General features: G+C 59.0%; 22 protein-coding genes. 14 read left to right on the forward strand and 8 right to left on the reverse strand.

What is annotated here, in order from left to right; translation table 11 throughout:
- Positions 1-30 precede the first annotated feature (30 nt).
- Positions 31-693 carry an HAD family hydrolase gene (locus JZI28_RS01275; protein WP_375698979.1) on the forward strand — a complete coding sequence of 221 codons (663 nt, stop codon included), beginning with the start codon at positions 31-33 and terminating at the stop codon, positions 691-693.
- A 76-nt stretch (positions 694-769) separates the two neighbouring features.
- On the opposite strand, the gene map is transcribed toward JZI28_RS01275, so the two are convergent.
- Positions 770-1,579, reverse strand: coding sequence for a type I methionyl aminopeptidase (map, locus tag JZI28_RS01280; protein ID WP_295454250.1), 810 nt, complete (start codon positions 1,577-1,579; stop codon positions 770-772).
- A 300-nt stretch (positions 1,580-1,879) separates the two neighbouring features.
- On the opposite strand from map, the gene sfsA reads away from it, so the two are divergent.
- Complete coding sequence (gene sfsA / locus JZI28_RS01285) at positions 1,880-2,581, forward strand: DNA/RNA nuclease SfsA (RefSeq protein ID WP_375698980.1); 702 nt, start codon at positions 1,880-1,882, stop codon at positions 2,579-2,581.
- Positions 2,582-2,607: 26 nt separating this feature from the next.
- On the opposite strand, the gene JZI28_RS01290 is transcribed toward sfsA, so the two are convergent.
- Positions 2,608-3,144 carry an NADPH-dependent FMN reductase gene (locus tag JZI28_RS01290; protein WP_375698981.1) on the reverse strand — a complete coding sequence of 179 codons (537 nt, stop codon included), beginning with the start codon at positions 3,142-3,144 and terminating at the stop codon, positions 2,608-2,610.
- A gap of 303 nt (positions 3,145-3,447) precedes the next feature.
- On the opposite strand from JZI28_RS01290, the gene JZI28_RS01295 reads away from it, so the two are divergent.
- Genes JZI28_RS01295 through JZI28_RS01310 form a run of 4 tightly spaced genes read left to right on the forward strand, consistent with a single transcriptional unit; the run spans position 3,448 to position 6,521 of the window.
- On the forward strand, positions 3,448-4,170 hold the full coding sequence (locus tag JZI28_RS01295; RefSeq protein ID WP_295454255.1) for a molybdopterin-binding protein: 723 nt from the start codon (positions 3,448-3,450) through the stop codon (positions 4,168-4,170).
- Between the two features lie 2 nt (positions 4,171-4,172).
- The gene (locus JZI28_RS01300) at positions 4,173-4,916 is read left to right on the forward strand and encodes a GNAT family N-acetyltransferase (protein WP_375700061.1); all 744 of its coding nucleotides are present in this window, start codon (positions 4,173-4,175) and stop codon (positions 4,914-4,916) included.
- Positions 4,913-5,485 (forward strand): peroxidase-related enzyme, encoded by a 573-nt coding sequence (locus JZI28_RS01305; protein ID WP_297339743.1) that lies wholly within the window; start codon positions 4,913-4,915, stop codon positions 5,483-5,485. Before JZI28_RS01300 ends, JZI28_RS01305 begins: the two co-directional genes overlap by 4 nt.
- A 10-nt stretch (positions 5,486-5,495) precedes the next feature.
- Entirely contained in the window at positions 5,496-6,521 is a 1,026-nt protein-coding gene (locus tag JZI28_RS01310; protein WP_375698982.1) for an OmpA family protein, read from the forward strand.
- Between the two features lie 131 nt (positions 6,522-6,652).
- Here the strand turns inward: JZI28_RS01310 and JZI28_RS01315 are convergent, their stop codons facing one another.
- On the reverse strand, positions 6,653-7,570 hold the full coding sequence (locus JZI28_RS01315; protein WP_353401309.1) for a LysR family transcriptional regulator: 918 nt from the start codon (positions 7,568-7,570) through the stop codon (positions 6,653-6,655).
- Positions 7,571-8,009: 439 nt separating this feature from the next.
- Between JZI28_RS01315 and JZI28_RS01320 the strand changes: the two genes are divergently transcribed.
- The 3 genes from JZI28_RS01320 (at position 8,010) to JZI28_RS01330 (ending at position 10,567) form a co-directional block, all read left to right on the forward strand.
- A complete protein-coding gene (locus JZI28_RS01320) occupies positions 8,010-9,770 on the forward strand; it encodes a methyl-accepting chemotaxis protein (protein ID WP_297341673.1) in 1,761 nt (586 codons plus the stop codon).
- 114 nt (positions 9,771-9,884) lie between these two features.
- A complete protein-coding gene (locus JZI28_RS01325; protein ID WP_295454266.1) occupies positions 9,885-10,220 on the forward strand; it encodes an NIPSNAP family protein in 336 nt (111 codons plus the stop codon).
- Positions 10,217-10,567, forward strand: coding sequence for an antibiotic biosynthesis monooxygenase (locus JZI28_RS01330; protein WP_295454268.1), 351 nt, complete (start codon positions 10,217-10,219; stop codon positions 10,565-10,567). The genes JZI28_RS01325 and JZI28_RS01330 overlap by 4 nt, the downstream gene beginning before the upstream one ends.
- Before the next feature lie 174 nt (positions 10,568-10,741).
- Here the strand turns inward: JZI28_RS01330 and JZI28_RS01335 are convergent, their stop codons facing one another.
- Positions 10,742-12,769: an FAD-dependent oxidoreductase gene (locus JZI28_RS01335; protein ID WP_375698983.1), complete on the reverse strand. Its 2,028-nt coding sequence runs from the start codon at positions 12,767-12,769 to the stop codon at positions 10,742-10,744.
- Positions 12,770-12,957: 188 nt separating this feature from the next.
- On the opposite strand from JZI28_RS01335, the gene JZI28_RS01340 reads away from it, so the two are divergent.
- Complete coding sequence (locus JZI28_RS01340) at positions 12,958-13,440, forward strand: RNA pyrophosphohydrolase (protein ID WP_375698984.1); 483 nt, start codon at positions 12,958-12,960, stop codon at positions 13,438-13,440.
- Between the two features lie 131 nt (positions 13,441-13,571).
- Here the strand turns inward: JZI28_RS01340 and JZI28_RS01345 are convergent, their stop codons facing one another.
- Positions 13,572-14,444 carry an EamA family transporter gene (locus JZI28_RS01345; RefSeq protein WP_375698985.1) on the reverse strand — a complete coding sequence of 291 codons (873 nt, stop codon included), beginning with the start codon at positions 14,442-14,444 and terminating at the stop codon, positions 13,572-13,574.
- Positions 14,445-14,529: 85 nt separating this feature from the next.
- On the opposite strand from JZI28_RS01345, the gene JZI28_RS01350 reads away from it, so the two are divergent.
- A complete protein-coding gene (locus JZI28_RS01350; protein ID WP_375698986.1) occupies positions 14,530-15,024 on the forward strand; it encodes a MarR family winged helix-turn-helix transcriptional regulator in 495 nt (164 codons plus the stop codon).
- A 165-nt stretch (positions 15,025-15,189) separates the two neighbouring features.
- Here the strand turns inward: JZI28_RS01350 and JZI28_RS01355 are convergent, their stop codons facing one another.
- Complete coding sequence (locus tag JZI28_RS01355) at positions 15,190-16,179, reverse strand: adenosine kinase (protein ID WP_348153221.1); 990 nt, start codon at positions 16,177-16,179, stop codon at positions 15,190-15,192.
- Positions 16,176-16,820 carry an endonuclease III gene (gene nth / locus JZI28_RS01360; protein ID WP_297338877.1) on the reverse strand — a complete coding sequence of 215 codons (645 nt, stop codon included), beginning with the start codon at positions 16,818-16,820 and terminating at the stop codon, positions 16,176-16,178. Before nth ends, JZI28_RS01355 begins: the two co-directional genes overlap by 4 nt.
- 218 nt (positions 16,821-17,038) lie before the next feature.
- Between nth and JZI28_RS01365 the strand changes: the two genes are divergently transcribed.
- From JZI28_RS01365 to JZI28_RS01375, 3 genes are all read left to right on the forward strand, one after another.
- Positions 17,039-17,902, forward strand: coding sequence for a methylated-DNA--[protein]-cysteine S-methyltransferase (locus tag JZI28_RS01365; protein ID WP_375698987.1), 864 nt, complete (start codon positions 17,039-17,041; stop codon positions 17,900-17,902).
- Positions 17,903-18,064: 162 nt separating this feature from the next.
- Positions 18,065-18,724, forward strand: a complete 660-nt coding sequence (locus tag JZI28_RS01370; protein ID WP_375698988.1) for an OmpA family protein — start codon at positions 18,065-18,067, stop codon at positions 18,722-18,724.
- Positions 18,725-18,872: 148 nt separating this feature from the next.
- Entirely contained in the window at positions 18,873-19,715 is an 843-nt protein-coding gene (locus tag JZI28_RS01375) for an acyl dehydratase (protein ID WP_375698990.1), read from the forward strand.
- Positions 19,716-19,983: 268 nt separating this feature from the next.
- Here the strand turns inward: JZI28_RS01375 and JZI28_RS01380 are convergent, their stop codons facing one another.
- Positions 19,984-21,024, reverse strand: a complete 1,041-nt coding sequence (locus JZI28_RS01380) for an NAD(P)/FAD-dependent oxidoreductase (RefSeq protein WP_375698991.1) — start codon at positions 21,022-21,024, stop codon at positions 19,984-19,986.
- Positions 21,025-21,054: the final 30 nt, after the last annotated feature.

Below are 21,054 nucleotides of genomic sequence, written 5' to 3' on the forward strand. Positions count from 1 at the left end.
TACCGGGGCTTTGCCTCAGGAATTCATGACATGCCTACGACCTTTCCAACGCCACAGCTGGTTATTTTTGATTGCGACGGGGTACTGGTCGATAGTGAACGGGTGTCAAATCAGGCGCTGGTCGACAATTTGTCCAGGCATGGGCTGTCGCTGAGCCTTGAACGCTCGATGCAGCTGTTTGTCGGTGGCACCATGACTGGGGTGATGCAGAAAGCCATCGCGCTAGGGGCGGACCTGCATGAGGGCTGGGTTGATGAAATCTATGGGGAAACCTATGCGGCGCTCAAGGCCGGCGTGGATCTGACGCCGGGTGTTACGGCGCTTTTGGCGGTCCTGGATCAGCATCAAATCCCCTGCTGTGTGGCGTCCAATGGCAGCGAAGACAAGATGCGCATCACCCTGGGGCAGAACGGGCTGTGGCAGCGGTTTCACCCCAGTGCGATGTTTTCAGCCCATTCCCTGGGCGTGGCAAAACCGGATCCGGGGCTTTTTTTGGCGGCTGCCAGCCATTTTGGCAAACAGGCGCGCGACTGCTTGGTGGTCGAAGACAGCGCCACCGGGGCCACGGCGGCGGCGCGGGCTGGTATGCGGTGTCTTGGCTTTGCGCCCGAGGGCGGTGGCGCGGATCTGGCGACGGCGGGTGCTGAGGTCTTTTCCCATATGTCTGATGTCCCGGCCTTGATCGGGCTTTGAGCAAACTCCTTTCCCCAAATGAAAAGCCCCAACCGAGGGTCGGGGCTTTTGATATCAGGGCGCCGGGGCTGAGGTCCTAGCCGTAGGTCGGGTGGAACTTGCCGCCGGGGGAGAGGGTGAAAATGTCAAACCCGTCTGCGGTGACGCCAATGGAATGTTCAAACTGCGCCGACAGGGATTTGTCGCGGGTGACAGCGGTCCATTCATCGGCGAGGATCTTGGTCTCGGGGCGGCCCAGATTGATCATCGGCTCGATGGTAAAGAACATGCCCTCTTCCAGCTTTGGGCCGGTTCCGGGGCGGCCATAGTGCAGCACATTGGGCGGCGCATGAAACACCAGCCCCAAGCCATGGCCGCAGAAATCGCGCACCACGCTCATCCGCTGGCTTTCAGCATAGGATTGGATGGCATGACCGATGTCGCCAAAGGTATTGCCGGGCTTCACCACCTCGATCCCTTTCATCAGGCTGTCATGGGTCACCTGAATCAGGCGTTCGGCCTTGCGCGACAGTTTACCCGCAACAAACATTCGCGAGGTATCGCCAAACCAGCCATCCACGATGACGGTCACGTCGATATTGAGGATGTCGCCATCTTTCAGCTTTTTGTCACTGGGGATGCCGTGGCAGACCACGTGGTTTACTGAAATGCAGCTGGCGTGCTGATAGCCCTTGTAGCCGATGGTGGCAGATTTCGCCCCGGCCTCCTCGACCATATTGGTGATGAGCCGGTCAATCTCTCCGGTGGTCTGCCCTGGAAAAACATGCTGTGCGATGTCATCCAGAATCTGCGCGGCCAACTTCCCGGCCACATGCATGCCGGAAAAATCGGCTTCCTGGTAAATGCGAATGCCGTCTTTGGTGGTGCGGCCGTCTTTCGATCTCATCAAGCTGGGCTCCGTAGGCGTGTCTCTTGGGGACTATGTAAGGGGATTTGGTTAAAAGAACCAGAGCCGCCGTTGTAAAACCGGGGCTGGGGGTTGGTACTGGTCAGGCTGCTGGCAGCCTTGGCCCAGGGCGATCTATTGCGCAGAATTGCATCTGCGGTAGATCAGCGCCCCGCGTCCGCAGTATAGTACGCCGTCTAAAACGGCCGCGCACCCCTGTCTGTCGGTTCGGATGCAAATTGTCCTGATTGATCGAGAATGTTGCTTTGACACCCTTTGCGGCTGGGATAGGAAGATAGAATGGAGTTTTCTACGCCTCTCATCCCGGCCACCTTGATCCGGCGCTACAAGCGATTTTTGGCCGATTGTCTGCTGCCAGATGGCCAGGAAATCACCGCCCACTGCCCCAACCCCGGTTCGATGACCGGGCTGGCAGAGCCGGGCATGCGGATCTGGTTGGAGCCCAACAATGACCCCCGGAAAAAGCTGAAATACGGCTGGCGATTGGTTGAGCATGAGAACGGACATTTCTCAGGCATTGATACTGCGGTTCCCAACCGGGTTTTGCGTTCCGCCCTTGAGGCTCAGAAAATCACCGAGCTGGCTGACTACAAGACCGTACAACCCGAAGTGAAATACGGTGAAAACAGCCGCATTGATTTTCTTCTGACACAGCCCGGTTTCCCGGCCTGTTATGTCGAGGTCAAGAGCGTCACGCTGATGCGGCAACCAGGCGTGGCGGAGTTTCCTGATAGTGTGACCAAACGGGGCACAAAACACCTGGAAGAACTGGCCCGTATGGTAGAGCAAGGGCACCGGGCGGTGATGCTCTATCTTGTGCAACGCACAGATTGCGACCGCTTTCAGCTCGCCGATGATATCGACCCGGCCTATGCGCGGGCCTTTGATCATGCGCAAATCTGTGGCGTTGAGCGGCTTGTTTACAGCACTCAGATCAGCCCGCATGAGATAACTGTGGCGGCACCTGTCGTTGGGGTGTGACTGGCCATTTTGCCAAATGGACAGTTCTAGGCCCGGATCTGCGCGACCTGGCGGGTAAGCTGTGCAAGAAAATCAACGACCTTTGATCGGTTCTGCGGCTCCAACATGGTCTGATGAATTTGCTCTGGTGACAGTTTCATTAGGTCAAACCTGGCGAAGGCTTCTGGGGTGAACCCATCGCTGACTGTGGCCAAAACCAGCCGCAACTGAGCAAGCATGTCATCCCCTCGGTGTGAGGCGTGCAGTAAGGCTATAGGCTTGCCAATAATCTCGTCTCGGGACACCAGCCAATCAATCGCGTTTTTCAAGCCGCCGGGAATTGCCCTTATGTATTCGGGACTTGCGATGATCAGCGCATCATTTTCCCGGATCAGGTCAATGAAACTCCGAACCGGCAGCGGCAAGGGATCCTGTTCTGCGTCAGGAGAGAAGACCGGCAAATCAGCGACGCCTGCGAAAACCGTTACGCGATGATCAGAACCTGCGATTTCAGACACAGATTTGAGCAAAGCGGTGTTGGTGGATGTGGCGCGGCCACTGCCAGAGAGTGCGAGAAGTTTCATAGCCTCTGAGTAGAACACCCCATGGGCTGGCACAACGATCGCAGTGTGGGATTGGCTGACCTGCAAGCAAGATGTTGCTGCAGGGCGTGCCCATAGAGGCTTGGAATGGTACAAAAGGGAGCACGCAGGGGGCGAAATCGTCAGCAGGTCTGAGAAAGCCATGGTGAGGAAAGTGTTTGCACCAATCTTGGCCAGAAACCGCGCGTCAGAGCAGGCCTGAGACGGGATGCCCGCTTGCCCTTGATGCAGGAGTGGCTATCTTGCAGCAAAGATCGCGCAGAGTGTCATCATAGGAGAGAGAAGATGCCCAACCCAAGTGCCGCAATGTTGGTCATCGGTGATGAAATCCTGTCAGGACGGACCCAGGACACCAATACGCATTTTCTGGCAGGTGAGCTGACCAAACATGGCATCGACCTGAAGGAAGTGCGGGTGATCAGCGATGATGCACCGGTTATTATTGCCGCCGTGCAAGCGCTGAGCAAAAGGTTTGACCATGTCTTTACCAGTGGCGGCATTGGCCCCACCCATGATGATATCACCGCAGATTGCATCGCAGAGGCCTTTGGCGCCCATCTTGATGTGCGCGACGATGCCCGGGCCATTCTGGCGGCGCATTATGCCAATTCGGGGCAAGAGCTAAACGCGGCGCGCCTGCGCATGGCGCGAATCCCCGACGGCGCGACCTTGATCGACAATCCGGTGTCTTCGGCGCCGGGATTCAGCTTAGGCAATGTGCATGTAATGGCTGGGGTACCAACGGTTTTTCAGGCCATGGTGGCTAGCGTTCTGCCGGGGCTGACCGGCGGCGAGCCCTTGCTGTCACAAAGCCTGCGGGTGATGCGCGGCGAAGGCGATATCGCGGCTTTCCTGTCGGATCTGGCCGCGCGGCACGGGGATTTGTCGATCGGGTGCTATCCGTTTCAGCACAACGGCGCCTACGGGGCCAATGTGGTGATCCGTGGCCACAATGGCCCCGGGGTTGACGCGGCAATGCGGGAGTTGGCACAGGAGATGGGGCTATGAGTATGGGCGCCACGCTGACAGATCCAAAGTATTATGATGTGGTTGAGGCCACCTGGCCTGCCGCTGGAAAACGCAGACTTGGGCCTGTCACTTTGCGCGACGGACAGGGCGGCGGCAGCCGCGTTTCGGCCGCCAGCGTTGAGGGTCCCGCCTCTGAGGCTGAGATCGAGGCTGCCGAACAGGCGATGCGCGCCATGGGGCAAGATTGCCTCTTTATGGTTCGCGATGGCCAGGACGAGCTGGATGCACAGCTGGCCGCGCGCGGCTATCTGGTGAAAGACCCGGTCAATCTGTGGCTTTGTCCGATTGAACAGCTGACAGACCAAGAGATCCCCCGTGTCACCACCTTTGCCCTGTGGTCGCCGCTAGAAATCCAGCGTGAAATATGGATCGCTGGGGGCATTGGCCCGGAACGTCAGGCGATCATGGACCGGGCTGCTGGTCCCAAGGCGGCCCTGTTGGCGCGCAATGATGATAAACCAGCCGGGGCAGGTTTTGTGGCGGTGCATGATGGCGTGGCCATGGTGCATGCGCTGGAGATCCTGCCGCACCAGCGGCGTCGTGGCATGGGGGTTTGGATGATGCGTCAGGCCGCCTTGTGGGCGGCTGAAAATGGCGCGCGCGAGCTGGCAGTGCTTTGCACCAAGAAAAACGCCGGAGCCAACGGACTTTATGCCGCATTGGGTATGACCAAAAGCGGGCAATACCATTACCGACATTTACCTACAGGAAGTAATTTATCATGACCGATCAAACACCGCCAACCGCTCTGGATCTGCCGCCTCTGGACCCGCTGCCTGCGGGCATGCAGAAGTATTTCGGCATCTGTCAGGACAAGCTGGGCATGGTGCCCAACGTGCTGCGCGCCCATGCGTTTGATGAGAATAAACTCAACACCTTTAGTGCGCTCTACAATGAGCTGATGCTAGGCGACAGCGGCCTGAGCAAACTGGAACGCGAGATGATCGCGGTGGCGGTTTCGGCGGTCAACGGCTGCTTTTATTGTCTTGCGGCCCATGGCGCTGCGGTTCGCCAGCTTTCGGGCGATCCAAAACTGGGCGAGATGCTGGTGATGAATTACCGGGTTGCCCCGTTGGATGCGCGCCAACGGGCCATGCTGGATTTTGCGGTCAAGGTCACCAAGGCCAGCACCGAGATCGAAGAGGCCGATCGCGAAATGCTGCGCCAGGTTGGCTTTAGCGATCGCGATATCTGGGACATCGCCAATGTTACCGCGTTTTACAACATGTCCAACCGTGTTGCCTCGGCCACTGGCATGGTGCCAAACGACGAATACCACGCGCAGTTCCGGTGAGGCAGACCAGATGAGGCTTGGCCCTGCTGTTCTGGCTCTTGGCAGCTGTCTGACCCTGGCTTTCTCTGCTGTTGCAGCTCAGGCTCAATCAGGGGGGGAGGCTGCCTTGCAGCTGCCTGCGGGCGCCACAGCCCGCTCCGAGCGGGAAACCGCGTTGGGCACTTATGCGCTACCGGTTGGCGCCTTTAGCGCGGCGGGCATCCCCCTGCGCCTGCAAGAAGGCCATATCCTGCGGCGGACCTGGCATCTGCAAGGCGATACAACTGTTTTGCAGGTTTTGGATGTGCTGCGCAGCCAGCTGGTAGAACAGGGTTATGAGATCCTGTTCCAATGCGAAACCCGCCAATGCGGTGGCTTTGATTTTCGCTTTGGCATCGAAGTCGTCCCGGCACCCGACATGGTTGTCAGCCTGTCGGATTACCATTTTCTGGCGGCGCAAAAGCAGACCGCAGCCGCGACGGCGGATCAGGCCACGACGGGGCAGGCAACAGCTGAGCCTGCTGCGGCCAGGCAGGTGGTTTCGTTGTTGGTGTCACGAAGCGGAACAGTAACCTACATTCAGCTGATCGAGGTCTCACCGGAAAAACAGGCGCCTTTGGCTCTTGTGACAGCAGAAACCCCCGCCTCCGCCCTTCCGTTACAAGCTCAAACACAAACCGCTTTGGGGCTGGCAAGCCTGCTCGAACAACAGGGCCATGTCGTGCTGGCCGGAGTGGTGTTTGGCACCGGAGGGGAAGCACTGGGCCAGGACGCTATTGCCAGTCTGGAGCAGCTCGCAGGCTTTTTGGAAGAGCAGCCCCAGGCTCAGATTCTGGTTGTTGGACACACTGACAGCGTTGGCGGGCTTGAGGACAACAAGTCCCTTTCATTGCGGCGGGCCTCGGTGGTCAAGGAAACACTGGTGCAGACCTATGGTGTTTCTGACGGGCGTATCGAGGTTGCGGGAGCCGGCTATATGGCGCCGATTGCCAGTAATCTCACAGCCGCCGGGCGCGAGAAAAATCGCCGGGTGGAGGTGGTTCTGCTCTCCAGATAATCTAGGGTCAGGACTCCGGGCGCCAAACCGAGGAAAGCGCTGTCGTTTCTTCGGGTGGCGCAGCAGAAAACTGCCCCCGCCTGAGCAGGAGCAGCTTTGAAAAGAGAGGAGTCATGGGGCTGTGCCGCCAATCAGGCGGACTGTTGCCACTCTTCGCTATCTTTGCCGGCAAAGGAATGAGCCAGAAAGTCGATAAAGGCACGGACCTTGGGCTGGGTGAACTTGCCCGGAGGATAGACCGCATAGATGCCCTGGGTCTCTACGGGCAGGTTTGGCATGACGTCTTCGACCAGCCCCTCTGCCATCGCTTCAGAGTAGAGGTAGCTGGGCAGATAGGCGATGCCCAGACCCGAGATCGCAGCATTGAGCAGGGATTGCCCATCGTTCACCGACAGCCAGCCCGTGGTGCGCACCTGGCGCTTCTCACCAGAGGGGGCGGTGATCTTCCAGACATTGCCGCTGGACTGGTTGGAATAGTGCAAAAGCTTGTGGGTGTTCAGATCGTCGATTTTTTGCGGTCGGCCAAATTGTTCCAGATAGCCCGGTGAGGCGATCATCCGTTTGGTGGTCTCGGTGAGCTTGCGGGCCTTGAGCGAGCTGTCTTCCAGTTCGCCTATGCGCAGAGCCATATCAAAACCTTCTGAAATCAGCTCCACATAGCGGTTGTTCAGGACCATGTTGACAGTGATGTCGGGGAAATCCCGTAGAAACTCCGACAGCACCGGTGACAGATGGTTGACGCCAAAATCCGTCGCCACCGAAATCCTGAGCAGCCCGGAAGGCGCGGATTGCATGGAGGAGACAAGCGCGTCAGCTTCGCCGGCATCGTTCAGCACGCGTCTGGCGCGGTCATAATAGGCGAGGCCGATTTCTGTCGGCGACACGCGGCGCGTTGTGCGGTTCAGCAGCCGGGCGCCGAGGCGGGTCTCCAGGCTGGATACATGTTTAGATACGGCGGATTTTGAAATCCCCATCTTCTTTGCCGCGTCGGTGAACCCGCCCTGGTCCACGACATTGGCAAAGGCCTCCATTTCGGTCAGTCGATCCATTCGCAGGGTCCTTTTGTTTCGTTTGCTCGACCTGTGTTTGGCGTCGAATTCGGGCAAGAACGGGGCAATGGTGGGATAATTGCGGGGTTTTCTCAAAACCGTTCAGATCCTGGAAACGGTCGCACAATGTGGCGATTTTGACCGTTTCGTTCAGAAAAACAGACCAGCTACCAGTAGCCGCAGCCGCAGGGATGGGGCCAGCAGCAGCGGCGGTTGAGCAAGCAGGCTTAGCTCCAGAAGAAGAGGCGCGCCAAAGCCCAAGGTCAAAAACATGTGCTGCGCCAGGCGCGTTCTATGAAAGAGGGTGCAAAGAGCTCCATGAGATTTTGCCCCATTTGCCCAGCCTGTAGGCTTCCTTGGACCAAGATAACGGGATGTACACTACTTTTGAATATAACTCGGAGCCAGAACGTATAATGTTTGGAAAGGCTGATAACTCATGCATCGTTTTTCACTGCGTACGCAGGTATTTATTTTAGGGGGCGCTTTTGTTGCGATGCTGGCGCTGGTCGCTGGAATCTCCTGGCTGGTCAGCAATCGTTTGACAGAAAGCATCTATCAATCGCGCTTGGTTGTGGCACAGCTGAAGAGCCTGGATGATATGAAAGAAGATATCGAACAGGGTTTGGCGGATCTATTGGCCTATACTGGTGGCGACAACGAAGGAATAACGGGGCTGCGCGGCAACATAGACGAGGTCGCCACAGAAATTGCTGGTGCCGAGGATCGCTTTGTTAAGGTCTCTTCTGCAAATGCTGTTCAAAACGATGTTTATGAATCTGTCATCGCTCTGACGCCAACTGTCGATGGCTTCACCGCTATGCTTGCTGCACTTGAAAAGACCGAAGCGGGTGCAGACCGCCGGGCTTTTGCCTATGATCAAGTCGTTCCCGCCATTGCCCATCTTCGTGATTCGGTTAATTCCATGCAGGACATCATGGGGGCGCGAAAACAGGCGGTTGAGGATCAAATTACCAGTCTGATTGCGCGCAGCGAAATTGTGCAGCTGGGCACCAACATTGCGGCAATGGTTGGCGCACTGGTCATGGCGTTGGTGTTTGGCCAGCTTCTGAGTCGGCCAATTGTTGCAGCAGCGCGTTCTGTGAATAGATTGGTGGAAGACGACTACCAAAGCGAGATTGAAGATACCCATCGCCGGGATGAGGTCGGGGCCATTGCCCGCAACCTTGCGGATCTGCGGCAACGGTTGGACCAGGCCAAATCAATTGAGCTGAAAAATCAGCAGGAAAATGAGCGCAGGGTTGAACTGTTCCATGTTCTCAGCGCCTCCATGGCGGATCTGAAATCTGGCGATATGAATCAGCGGATTCCTGCGGGGGACTGGACCGACCTCGGCGAGAGCTATGAAATGCTCTGTATCGACTTTAATGATCTCGCGGGCGCCTTGGGAGAACTGGTGCAAGAGCTCAGCGTGAGTTCGAGCGCGGTGGGCCAGAATGCGCAGGGGCTGTCCACGATGTCCGATGAAATGTCCCGTCGAGCGGAAACCCAGGCTGCAACACTGGAAGAATCCGCCGCAGCATTGGAACAATTGTCAGCGAGTGTGCAATCCGCAGCGGAACAAGCGCAGGCGGCGGATGAACAGGCTGCTGAGGGCCGCAGACGGGCGGAACAGGGCGGCGGTGTTATGCAGGAGGCGATGCAGGCGATGACCTCCATTGCGGAGTCTTCTGAAAACATCAGCAAGATCATCACGGTGATTGACGACATCGCCTTTCAGACCAGTCTTTTGGCCCTGAATGCGGGGGTAGAAGCAGCCCGCGCCGGTGAGGCCGGTCGTGGATTTGCGGTTGTTGCTTCGGAGGTGCGTAGCCTTGCCCATCTGGCAGCCAAATCGGCCAATGACATCAAGGGGCTGGTGACCAATAGTTCAAAACAGGTCGAAGATGGCGAGCGCCTGGTGCAGGCCACCAGCGAGACCTTGGCGCAGATTGTCGAAAGCGTAACCAGCGTTTCTGAACGTGTCTCTTCGATTGCCGCTTCAGCGACCGAACAGGCCTCTGGCCTGCGCGAGATCAACATTGGTGTCTCCCAGCTGGACAAGGTCACCCAGGAAAATGCCGCCATGGTGCAAGAAACCAACAGCGCCAGCCAGAAGATGAAAGACGAAGCATCGCGGTTGTCAAACCTGCTTCAAAGGTTTGCCGGCTCTGGTGATGCGCAGCAAGAAGTGGCCTGATAACCCGGTTTCACCAGGGGACAGGATTCCACAGCATAAAGGCTTCGCTCCAGAGCGAAGCCTTTATGCTGTGGAATTGGCTAGGCTTGGGATCCCAAGAACAGGAAACCTGCCATGCTTACATGTATTATCCGCTACCAGATCGACCCAACAAAAACCGAGGCCTTCCGCCAGTATGCGCGCAATTGGGGGGAGGCCATTCCCCGCAATGGCGCCGACCTGATTGGCTATTTTGCCCCGCATGAAGGATCTGCGACCCAAGCCTATGGGATCTATAACATTGCCGACCTTGCCAGCTATGAGCGCTATCGGGCCCGGCTGGCCGCTGATCCGCTGGGGCAGGAGAACTATGCCTTTGCCCAGCGGGAGCGGTTTATCTTGCGGGAGGAGCGCAGTTTCCTCAAGCTGGCCTCAACACCAGATGTCCCCACCACAGGAGCGCGCAAGTGATAGCCGTGATATTTGAAGTGCAGATCGCCGAGGGGCAAAAGCCAAGCTATCTTGAGGTGGCGGCAGAGCTGAAGCCACTGCTGGAGCAGATTGACGGCTTTATTTCGGTGGAGCGGTTCCAAAGCCTCAGCCAGCCGAACAAGCTGCTGTCTCTTTCCTTCTTTCGCGATGAACAGGCGGTGCAGCAGTGGCGGCAGTTGACACAGCATCGCACAGCCCAAAGCAAAGGCCGGGATGGGATTTTTGCGGACTATCGCCTGAAAGTGGCAGAGGTTCAGCGCGACTATGGCATGCGGGACCGTCAAGAGGCCCCCGAGGATAGCCAGGTAGCAAACAAATCGATTTGACGCCTCAGACAGGGGGGCTCCCGCCCGTCGTTGGCTTTTGCCAAAGCCGCCTCCCGTTGGGGGTAGCGCCGCGCGCAATGCGCGCGGCGCTACCCCCAAGGTCGCACGGGATGGTGGCCTGGCTTTGCCAGGACATCTGTGGGCGCGGGAGGATTTGGCCGTAACCTTCAGCGCCTAGAGTGTGGCAGCCAGCCTGGTTCCCTGGTTGATGGCGCGTTTTGCATCCAGCTCTGCGGCAACATCGGCGCCCCCGATGACATGGCAGGGCACGCCTTTGGCCGCGAGCGCCTCCGCGAGACTGCGGTCCGAGACCTGCCCGGCGCAAAGCACAATGCTATCCGCTGCGATAACGGTGGGGGTCTCACGCGCCTCGCCAAAGCTGACATGCAGCCCCTCGTCGTCGATGCGTTCATAGTTCACGCCGCCAACAAAGTTCACGCCTTTCATCTTGAGCGTGGCCCGGTGGATCCAGCCAGTGGTCTTGCCCAGGCCTTTGCCATGGGCCTGTTTTTTGCGTTGCAACAGTGTGACTTCACGGGCCGGAGCCTCGGGTTGTGGCCCCTCGGGGGCAAGACCGGAGCGGTGCTCGGCCGGGTCGGTGACCCCCCATTCCTTCATCCAGAGAGGCAGGTCTTCCGTTGGGCTTTTGCCCTCGTGCAGCAGGTATTCGCTGACATCAAAGCCAATGCCGCCTGCGCCGATAACCGCAACCGTCTTGCCGACGGGTTTCTTATGGCGCAGCACGTCGATATAGCTCAGCACCTCGGGGCGGTCCTGACCGGGAATGCCGGGATCGCGGGGCATGACCCCGGTGGCAATGATCACCTCGTCATAGGTGGTGAGATCCTCTGCAGAGACCTCGCGCCCCAGTTCCAGAGTGATCCCGGCCTCGGCAACCATGGTGCGATACCAATCGACAAGGCCCCAGAACTCTTCCTTGCCGGGCACCTGTTTCGCCATGTTGAGCTGGCCACCGATCTCATCCGACCTGTCAAAGACGGTGACCTTATGGCCCCGCTGCGCCGCAGCCAGAGCGGTCGATAGACCTGCAGGACCCGCACCCACAATCGCCACGGACTTGAGCACATCCGCCGTGCCCAGGACCAGCTCGGTCTCATGGCAGGCCATGGGGTTCACCAGACAAGAGGTCAGCTTGCCCCCAAAGGTGTGATCCAGGCAGGCCTGATTGCAGCCGATGCAGGGGGCAATCTGTGCACCCTTACCGGCTTCGGCCTTGGCGACAAAATGCGCATCTGCCAACATCGGTCGCGCCATCGACACCATATCGGCACAGCCCGTGGCCAGCACCTCTTCGCCCACTTCCGGCGTGTTGATCCGGTTTGAGGTGATCACCGGGATCGAGACCTTGCCCATCAGTTTCTTGGTGACCCAGGCAAAGGCCGCGCGCGGGACCGAGGTGGCGATTGTGGGAATGCGTGCCTCGTGCCAGCCGATGCCAGTATTTATTATGGTAGCGCCGGCCTTTTCGACCTCTTGCGCCAGCTGCACCACCTCATCATGGGTCGAGCCATTGGGCACCAGGTCGATCATCGACAGGCGATAGATGATGATGAAATCACGGCCCACGGCTTCGCGGGTGCGGCGGACCACGTCGATGGGCAGGCGCATGCGGTTTTCATAGGATCCGCCCCAGCGGTCGGTGCGCTTGTTTGTATGGGTGACCAGGAACTGGTTGAGGAAATAGCCCTCAGAGCCCATGATCTCCACCCCGTCATAGCCCGCTTTCTGGGCCAATACGGCAGCATTGACGATATCCGCGATCTGCTTCTCGATGCCTTCTTCGTCCAGCTCATTGGGCGGGAAGGGGGAGATCGGCGATTTCACCGGGCTGGGGGCGACGCATTTGGGGCCGTAGGAATAGCGGCCCGCATGTAGGATCTGCATGGCGATCTTGCCACCGGCCTCATGCACGCGCTTGGTGACAATGGAATGGCTGGCGACCTCTTCATCCGTGGTCATCATCGACGCCCCGGGCAGTACCGAGCCTTCGAGATTGGGGCCAATGCCGCCAGTGACCATCAGTCCAACATTGCCGCGCGCCCGTTCGGCATAGAACTCCGCCACCCGATTCCAGTCTTTGGTTTCTTCCAGACCAGTGTGCATCGAGCCCATCAGCACCCGGTTTTTCAATGTGGTAAATCCGAGATCCAGCGGCGCCAGAAGATTTGGGTACGCAGTCATGACACTCTCCCTTGTCGTTGTCGACAAAAATGCCCTGCGCAGGCGGGCTTGTCACGCCTCAACGCGGCGTCACCCTCTTGCCTGCCCTGACGACACGGGGTCTAAGGAGAAACAGCAGAGCCACACCGCCGATATTACCGCGCTGCGGCCTTTGTCTGCATCTGCCCCAGTGGCCCAAGGAGACTAAAATGACGCCCGAAGAAATTGCAAAGCTGCCCTATCGTCCCAATGTGGGCATCATGTTGGTAAACCGGGCCAACCATGTCTTTGTGGCACAGCGCAAGGATCGGTTTCAGGATGCCTGGCAAATGCCGCAGGGGGGGATCGACTGCGGCGAGGACGCCCGTGTGGCAGCCCTGCGTGAGCTGGAAGAAGAAACCAGCGTGACCCAGGATCTGGTTGAGATCATTGCCGAAAGCGACGGATGGCTGCCCTATGACCTGCCGCTTGACGTGGTGCCAAAGTTCTGGGGCGGGAAATATCGCGGTCAGGAACAGAAATGGTATCTTATGCGGTTTCTTGGCCGCGATGATCAGATCAATATCGAAACTGATCATCCTGAGTTTTCGGACTGGTGCTGGCAGCCGGTGGATCAGCTGGTGGAAAAGATTGTCCCCTTCAAGCGTGAGGTCTACGCCCGCGTGGTGGTTGAATTTTCTGCCCATTTCTGAGCCCAGAGCATGCGGGGGGAAGGGGCGGCCTGGGTAGGCTGTTTCGAGCCGCGTTTCAGTGAGCGAGAGCTGAGTTTTCCTGCCCATGGCCAGACCCCTGGGGGCCTGGCCCGGCCCCTGGGTTTTGTAACCTACGAGGGGAGCTTTGCTTTGGGGCGGCGAAAGCCCAGGTTAGATTGCCCCAACCAGAGACTGAACAGGGCCAGGGCAGCGCCCGAAATTTGCATCGGGGTCAGGCTCTCGCCCAGCAAGGTCCATCCCAAAAAGACGGCTGAGAGCGGGCTTAGAACCCCCAAAAGCGAGACTTTGGCAGGCTCGATCCGGGCCAAACCGCGAAACCACAGAATATAGGTCAGGGCGCCACCGATCAGGCTCATGTAGGCCAGGCCAATGAGGTTGTTTCCTGTCAGTAGGGGGATGTCGGCCAGACTGGGGGCCGCAAAGGGGATCAGCAGCAATCCACCGGCGGTCAATTGCCAGGCGGTGAAGGTGAGTGGGGGGACTGGTGGTTGCCATTTGCGTGTCAAAACCACGCCTGCGGCCATGGAAGCGGCGCCGCCCAAGCCAGCCACAACACCCCCAAAATCAAGGGCGGCCGCTGGGGTCAGCACCAGCAGTGCCACACCAAGAATACTAAGCGCCGCAGCCAGCAGCGCGGTGGGGCGGATGGGCGTTTGCAGCGCATAGGCGGACAAAAACACCACCAACAGCGGCTGCGCCGCGCCCAGCGTTGCCGCCACGCCACCAGGGAGCCGGTATGCAGCGACAAAAAGCAGGGTCCAAAACAGCGAAAAGTTGAGCGTCGCCAGCACCAACAGTTTTGGAATCCAGGCAAGCGGCGGCAATTGGCGGACGATCAGCAGCAGGATCAGCCCAGCGGGCAGGGCACGCAATAGCGCCACCAGAAGCGGCGATTGCCCCGGTAGCAGACTGGTCGTAACAATATAGCTGCTGCCCCAGATGGTCGGGGCAAGCGCGGTGAGAAATAGATCCAAACGGGCCATATCTTGAGTCTCCTTACTTTTATCTTGATGTCAAGATAATTGGGTTTGTCTTGACATCAAGATAAATTCTGAACAGGCTATGTGCATGGATCATGTAGACTTTATCACTGACCAATGGGCGCGTGAACGGCCCGATCTGGATGTCAGCGCCATGGGGATCATTGGCCGGGTGGCCCGGCTTTATCTTGCTTATCAGGAGGCGATGCAGGTCACGTTCTCCCGCTACGGTTTGAATGCTGCAAAATTCGACGTGCTGGCAACTCTGCGCCGCTCAGGCGCGCCCTATCGGCTGTCACCGGGGGACTTGCTCAAAGCAACCATGGTGGCCTCTGGCACTATGACCAACCGGATTTCCCGTCTCGAAGCAGAGGGCCTGGTGCTGCGTCTGATCAATCCTGACGACAGCCGCAGCTTTCTGATCGAACTCAGCGCCGATGGTCTGGCTTTGATTGACCGGGTGGTGGAAGAGCATGTTGCAACGCAGGAACGCCTGCTTGCCCCGATGCCCAAGCAAGAGCGCACTGCACTCAAGACCCTGTTGTCGCGAGCACAGGCAGCGGTTGAAAAATCATCAGGCTAGGGGTGCTTGGCTTTGCCACCTGTGCCAGAACACTGGTAGAAAAGAGCGCCGGAGCGCGGGGTGGCAAAGCCTCCCCGCGCTGGGCCCAACGGGAGCCCTCCCGCCGGAGGCGAGAGGGGCGACGGGCGGGAGAGCCCGCTTTGTGATTGAAACCAGGCGCTGTGCTTACAGCAGGCCAGCCTCGCGGATCAGCTCCAGCATATTGCTCTCGGGGCGTGGACCGATATGGCTAATGACCTCAGCCGCGCAGATGTTGCCAATCTTGGCACAGGTTTCCAGATCACGGCCGGTGGCAAGACCAAACAGGAAGCCGGCGGCAAACTGGTCGCCGGCCCCGGTTGCATCTACCGGCACCACCCTAGTGACGGGCACATCCAGCCGGGTTTCACCGCTGATCACGGTGACGCCATCGCCAGAGCGGGTGCAGACCACCAGCGGGCAAATCGCCGCCGTTTTGGCCAGGCCCACTTCCAGATCATCGGTCTCAAACAGCGATTTGATCTCGTCCTCGTTGCCGATCACAAAATCCAGATCATGTTCGATCAAGGACAGAAAATCTGCCCGGTGCCGTTCGACACAGAAGGGATCCGAGATGGCGATACCAGATTTGCCACCGCCCTTACGGCAGTCCCGCGCGGCTTCCATGAAGGCTGACTTGCCCTTGTCCTTGTCAAACAGATAGCCTTCCAGGAACATGATCTGGGCGCTGCCGGCCACGGCGTTTGGCACATCGGCGCTGCTCAGCTCGGAGGAGATACCAAGATAGGTGTTCATCGAGCGTTCGCCATCCGGCGATACAAAAATCATCGACCGCGAGGTCGGCAACTCGCCACCCGCAACGGGTGGGTTTACAAAATCAACGCCGTCTTCGTTCATGGCATTGGCATAAAAATGCCCCAACGCATCGTCATGCACCCGCCCGATAAAGGCGGCGTCCAGGCCCAAAGCCCCGGCGCCGGCGATGGTATTGGCGACCGATCCACCGGGGGTCTGCACCCGGTTTTCCATGGCGCCATACAGCACTTCGCCGCGATCCCGTTCGATCAGCTGCATGATGCCTTTTTCGATTCCCATATGGGCCAGAAAGCTGTCATCGCTTTGCGAGATCACGTCGACAACCGCATTGCCGATGCCAACGATTTGGTAGGTTTTCATAGGTTCTTGTCCTCATATTGACAGAGATCGCGGATCAGGCAGGTGCCACACAGCGGCTTGCGCGCCTTGCAGTGATAGCGTCCGTGCAGGATCAGCCAATGATGTGCATGTTGCTGAAAATCAGCGGGAATATTATCTTCAACGGCGCGCTCTACTGCATCGACATCCTTACCTGGGGCTATGCCCGAACGGTTGCCAACGCGAAAAATATGGGTGTCGACCGCCTGTGCAGGCTGATGCCACCACATGTTCAAGACCACATTGGCGGTTTTGCGGCCTACTCCGGGCAGCGATTGCAGCGCCGCGCGGGAGTTTGGCACCTCGCCGTCATAGTCATCCACCAAAATCTGGCTGAGCTTGATGACATTCTTGGCCTTCTGGCGAAACAGGCCGATGGTCTTGATATGTTCGGTGACGCCTTCAAGGCCGAGATCCAGCATCTTTTGCGGCGTATCCGCGATTTGGAACAGCGCGCGGGTGGCTTTGTTCACGCCTGCATCGGTCGCCTGTGCCGACAGGGCCACAGCCACCACCAGCGTGTAGACATTGACATGCTCCAGTTCGCCCTTGGGCTCTGGTTCCGCGGCCTGAAAGCGCGAGAAGATTTCGCGAATTGTATGATAATCGAGTTGCTTTGCCATAACCGGCCTTATCGCCGTTTTGGCCAACATCCTGCAATGCCAAAGCGTCGGCGCGGTTTACAAGGGCTTTCCTGCTTGTTCTTTGGCCACAGCAGCGCCTCTCTGGCCGGATCATGGCCGCGCGGCTTGCAGCTGAGGACATTTTCGCAAGTTTCGGGTCGCTGGCCGAGGGCAGATGGCAGTATGATCAGAGCAGGCAGAGACCAAAAGGGCGCGGCATGAACATACAGGCAAGCGAGCAAGGCTACCACTATGGCGTCATGCGCCGCGCCATCGACCTGATTGATGCGGGCGGTGATAATCTTTCGCTGGAAGAGCTGGCAAAACGCATGGATATGAGCCCGGCACATTTTCAGCGCTTGTTTTCCGCCTGGGTTGGGGTCTCCCCCAAGCGATATCAGCAGTATCTGCGGCTTGGACATGCAAAGACCCTGCTGCGGGATCGGTTTTCCACGCTGGAAACCGCACATGCAGTGGGCCTGTCCGGCTCCGGCAGGCTGCATGATCTCTTTGTACGCTGGGAGGCGATGAGCCCCGGTGAATATGCCCGCAAAGGCGCTGGCTTGGACATTCTCTGGGGCTGGTTTGACAGTCCCTTTGGGCTGGCGCTGGTAATGGGCACGCAGAAAGGTATTTGTGGCCTGGGTTTTGCTGCTGAAACAGGGGCCGAGCCAACCCTGGCCGATATGCGCAGCCGCTGGCCACAGGCAAGGTTTGTCGAGGATCCCATGGCATTGCGGCCTTTGGTTGATGCAGCCTTTGCGCAAAAGGGGGAAACCGCGCTGCATCTGATTGGCGCCCCGTTGCAAATCAAGGTCTGGGAGGCGCTGATGTCAATTCCGGATGGGCATGTCACCAGCTATTCGGAAATCGCCAAGTCAATCGGCGTACCAAGGGCAGTCAGGGCGGTTGGCACCGCTGTTGGCCGCAACCCGGTCAGCTGGCTGATCCCCTGCCACCGGGCGCTTAAGAAATCAGGTGAGCTGGGGGGGTATCATTGGGGGCAACCCGTGAAGCGCGCCATGCTGGCCTATGAGGCCGCCCGCGCTGACACGCCAGAGCGCGAGTCGGAAAAGGCCTAGCCGACAGCGTTTTGTACACTGAATTTATGCGGTGCTGGCTGTTTTTGCGCAGTATTTCGCCGAAACGGGCAAGCAAGAGCTTGAGCCGGCTCTCCTCAGCGTCGATATATACGGGGACGCGGTGCAGGATTTGCATCGGCGAGCAGAGAATGAGGTGACCCAGTGACCGTTTTGAAAATCTCCAGCGCGGGCCTGTTGGCTGCGCTCCTTGGGCTGACCACCGCCTGTACTGATACCAATGCCCTGCGCCAGCCGGGCGAAAAAGAGCGCAATGGCCTGATTGCCGGGGCAATTGTGGGGGCTGGGCTGGCGGGTCTGTCAAATTCCAGCAACAAAGGCGCGGCAGTCGTTGCTGGCGCTGCTGCGGGGGCCTTGTTGGGGGGCGCCATTGGCAACCAGTTGGACAAGCAAGAGGCTGAGCTGCGCCAGAGCCTGTCCAACAATGGCATCACCATCGTCAATACCGGCGATCGTTTGATCCTTTCCTTGCCAAATGATTTGACCTTTGCCACCGATAGCGCGGCAATCTCCCCAGCAGTTGAATCCGACCTGCGGCAAGTTTCGCAGAGCCTGGTGAGATATCCCAACAGCACGGTTCAGGTGATTGGCCATACCGACAGCGACGGTGATGCGGCTTACAATCAGACCCTGTCAGAGCAGCGGGCGAGTACCGTTGCCGATCAGGTGCAGGCGGGCGGGGTGCCGTACAACCGGCTGCAAACCTATGGGCGTGGGGAATCCCAGCCTGTGGCAAGCAACCTGACCGCCGAGGGTAAAGCGCAGAACCGCCGGGTTGAGATCGTGATTGTTCCCACCGCCTGATGTGGCGATGAGAGAGCCTCAACGGGCGTGATTAGCACCACTGAGGGGCCACATGTTGATGTGGCCTCTTTTGCATTTTGCTCTGCCGCGCGGCTGGAGCCTGTGATTGGGCGGTTGCCACGGAAGGTGCAGGGCGTAAGGTTGCGCAATGACACATCTCACTGACTCCGCTCCTCCCTCTGACGGCAATATTCTCCGTAGTCTCGATGTCATGGACCCTGCGCGGTCTGCGGCACTGCAGGTTGCGCTTGGATTGCAGCCAAGCATCGTCGCAGGCACAGAACTGCCGCCGTTTTTTCATCAACTCTATTTCTGGACACCGGTGCCGCCGGAGCAGCTAGGCCGAGATGGCCACCCAGGGCTGAGCACATCCGGGTTGATCCCTGATCTTGGTTTGCCGCGGCGCATGTGGGCTGGTGGCCGGTTGCAGTTTGAACGCCCGCTCAAGGCTGGGATCGAGGCGGAAAAACGCTCTGTCGTAGAGCGCTCGCAGACCAAGATGGGCCGAACCGGGCCTTTGGGGTTTGTCACCCTGCGCCATGACATTCACCAGCAGGGACAGCGATGTCTGCGCGAGTGGCACGATCTTGTCTACCGCGAGGATCCCTCTCCCGAGGCGCCAAAACCACTACCGCCTCGGGCCCGTGAAGATGAAGAAGAGGCGCGACAGGTCCGGTTCGACTCGACCTTGCTGTTTCGCTATTCGGCGCTCACCTTTAATGGTCATCGCATCCATTATGACCTGGACTATGCCCGCGAGGTTGAGGGCTATGCTGGTCTGGTGGTGCATGGCCCGCTATTGGCGCAGCAGCTGATGTTGCTGGCTGTCGAGCTGATGGGACCACTGGCTGAGTTTTCCTTTCGTGCCACCGCACCTTTGATGCATTTTGAGGCGGCGACCCTGTGTTGCAATGGGCAGGATCTTTGGGTGCGCGCGCCAGATGGGCGGCAATGCATGCAGGCCCAAGCCCTGCCTGAGGCAAAGGTTTGAACGTCAGATAAGGGGGAGCTCCCGCGCCTTTTTGAACACCAGCAGGGCTGGTCATCAAAAGAAGCCTTGGGCCCGGCGCCGCTGCGCGGCGCAACAAGGCTGCTGGGGAAGCGCTTGAGCGGCAAGTCTGCCTCTCAAGACGCGTGGTCCAGTTTACAGGGCCCTGTGCCGCCTCAAGGGTGACCCGCGCTGGCACGCGGCGGCTGACGCCGCCCTTGACCCGTCAAAGGGCAAAAGAACCGGGCCGGGGGAGGTCTGCAAATTTGGTTCAAAGGTTGTCTTCGACCCGAAAACCCGGGGGGATGTGGTCTTTGCCGTCCAGCAGCAGGTCTGCCATGACCTGAGAGACCTTGGGGGCCATGCCAAACCCAATTTTGAAGCCGCCATTGGCGATGTAATGTTCTGGGCGCTGGGGCCAGGCGCCCAGCATTGGCGCGCGGCTTTTGGCACGGGGCCGAACCCCTGCCCAGCGTTCTATGACTTCGGCCTGTTGCAGCACAGGCAGCGCTGCAGTGGCGCGGGCAATGACATCGTCGAGCTGATCGTCTGTGTCGTTTGGGTGCTCAAAGCTGCGTTCGCTGGTAGAACCGATGGCGACGGTGCCGTCGGCATGGGGGATAATATGCAGACCATCCGCATAGAGCTGTGGCACCTCGCCAGCGTCATGGCGCAGCAGCGCGGCCTGGCCTTTGACCCCATTGCCCATGGGTTTGGCAAAGCTGTCGTTGAGCTCTAGCAGGCCAGCGTAGCCCTTGGCGTGCAGCACCAGGCCGGTATCGGGGCCATCCTCTGTGATGGTCACGCCCTTATTGGCTAGGGCAGCCGTCAGGGCGGCGCAGGCGCGGCGGGGGTGCATGCGGCCGCTCAATGTATCCTGGACAACCAGTCCGCTAGCACTGGGTGGGCACCAGGTACCAAGGTCAGAGGCCGGACGGACTTGCCACCGGGCCTGACCTTGCCAGAGGCTGCGGGCGGTGTCTTCGCGCTGGTAGGCAAGTTCAACTGCGCGGGCGTCCTGCAGCGGCTGCAGGCGTCCGGTGCGACCATAACCTGCGGTGACCCCTCCGGCGGCTTCGACCTCTGCCCAGAAGGCTTGCGCCATCAGCAGGCTGTCGAGTTGGAACTGCTTTTTGGGGTTCCAGTTTTCCGGCACATGGGGCGCCAGGGCGCCAACGAGGCCGCCACTGGAGCCCGCCCCGGCGCCGTGAGGGTCGATCACCTGTACCCGGGCGCCGCGCTTGGCGCAGGCCCAGGCGATGGACAGCCCAAAGATGCCTGCGCCCCGGACGGTGATATCTGCCATTGTCATTTGCCATGCCTTTCGCCAGTGTCGCGCCAG

The organism is Pseudophaeobacter sp. TrK17 (assembly GCF_042192375.1).
Classification (GTDB): domain Bacteria; phylum Pseudomonadota; class Alphaproteobacteria; order Rhodobacterales; family Rhodobacteraceae; genus Pseudophaeobacter.

What these genes read in the sequence shown, in the direction of transcription:
- JZI28_RS01315 (WP_353401309.1), bottom strand. Translation starts at nt 7,570, where the DNA reads ATGGATCGACTGACCGAAATGGAGGCCTTTGCCAATGTCGTGGACCAG.
- JZI28_RS01290 (WP_375698981.1), bottom strand. Translation starts at nt 3,144, where the DNA reads ATGAAACTTCTCGCACTCTCTGGCAGTGGCCGCGCCACATCCACCAAC.
- JZI28_RS01345 (WP_375698985.1), bottom strand. Translation starts at nt 14,444, where the DNA reads ATGGCCCGTTTGGATCTATTTCTCACCGCGCTTGCCCCGACCATCTGG.
- JZI28_RS01300 (WP_375700061.1), top strand. Translation starts at nt 4,173, where the DNA reads ATGGGCGCCACGCTGACAGATCCAAAGTATTATGATGTGGTTGAGGCC.
- nth (WP_297338877.1), bottom strand. Translation starts at nt 16,820, where the DNA reads ATGGCAAAGCAACTCGATTATCATACAATTCGCGAAATCTTCTCGCGC.
- JZI28_RS01350 (WP_375698986.1), top strand. Translation starts at nt 14,530, where the DNA reads ATGGATCATGTAGACTTTATCACTGACCAATGGGCGCGTGAACGGCCC.
- JZI28_RS01295 (WP_295454255.1), top strand. Translation starts at nt 3,448, where the DNA reads ATGCCCAACCCAAGTGCCGCAATGTTGGTCATCGGTGATGAAATCCTG.
- map (WP_295454250.1), bottom strand. Translation starts at nt 1,579, where the DNA reads ATGAGATCGAAAGACGGCCGCACCACCAAAGACGGCATTCGCATTTAC.
- JZI28_RS01325 (WP_295454266.1), top strand. Translation starts at nt 9,885, where the DNA reads ATGCTTACATGTATTATCCGCTACCAGATCGACCCAACAAAAACCGAG.
- JZI28_RS01310 (WP_375698982.1), top strand. Translation starts at nt 5,496, where the DNA reads ATGAGGCTTGGCCCTGCTGTTCTGGCTCTTGGCAGCTGTCTGACCCTG.
- JZI28_RS01335 (WP_375698983.1), bottom strand. Translation starts at nt 12,769, where the DNA reads ATGACTGCGTACCCAAATCTTCTGGCGCCGCTGGATCTCGGATTTACC.
- JZI28_RS01305 (WP_297339743.1), top strand. Translation starts at nt 4,913, where the DNA reads ATGACCGATCAAACACCGCCAACCGCTCTGGATCTGCCGCCTCTGGAC.
- JZI28_RS01375 (WP_375698990.1), top strand. Translation starts at nt 18,873, where the DNA reads ATGACACATCTCACTGACTCCGCTCCTCCCTCTGACGGCAATATTCTC.
- sfsA (WP_375698980.1), top strand. Translation starts at nt 1,880, where the DNA reads ATGGAGTTTTCTACGCCTCTCATCCCGGCCACCTTGATCCGGCGCTAC.
- JZI28_RS01320 (WP_297341673.1), top strand. Translation starts at nt 8,010, where the DNA reads ATGCATCGTTTTTCACTGCGTACGCAGGTATTTATTTTAGGGGGCGCT.
- JZI28_RS01380 (WP_375698991.1), bottom strand. Translation starts at nt 21,024, where the DNA reads ATGACAATGGCAGATATCACCGTCCGGGGCGCAGGCATCTTTGGGCTG.
- JZI28_RS01275 (WP_375698979.1), top strand. Translation starts at nt 31, where the DNA reads ATGCCTACGACCTTTCCAACGCCACAGCTGGTTATTTTTGATTGCGAC.
- JZI28_RS01365 (WP_375698987.1), top strand. Translation starts at nt 17,039, where the DNA reads ATGAACATACAGGCAAGCGAGCAAGGCTACCACTATGGCGTCATGCGC.
- JZI28_RS01355 (WP_348153221.1), bottom strand. Translation starts at nt 16,179, where the DNA reads ATGAAAACCTACCAAATCGTTGGCATCGGCAATGCGGTTGTCGACGTG.
- JZI28_RS01340 (WP_375698984.1), top strand. Translation starts at nt 12,958, where the DNA reads ATGACGCCCGAAGAAATTGCAAAGCTGCCCTATCGTCCCAATGTGGGC.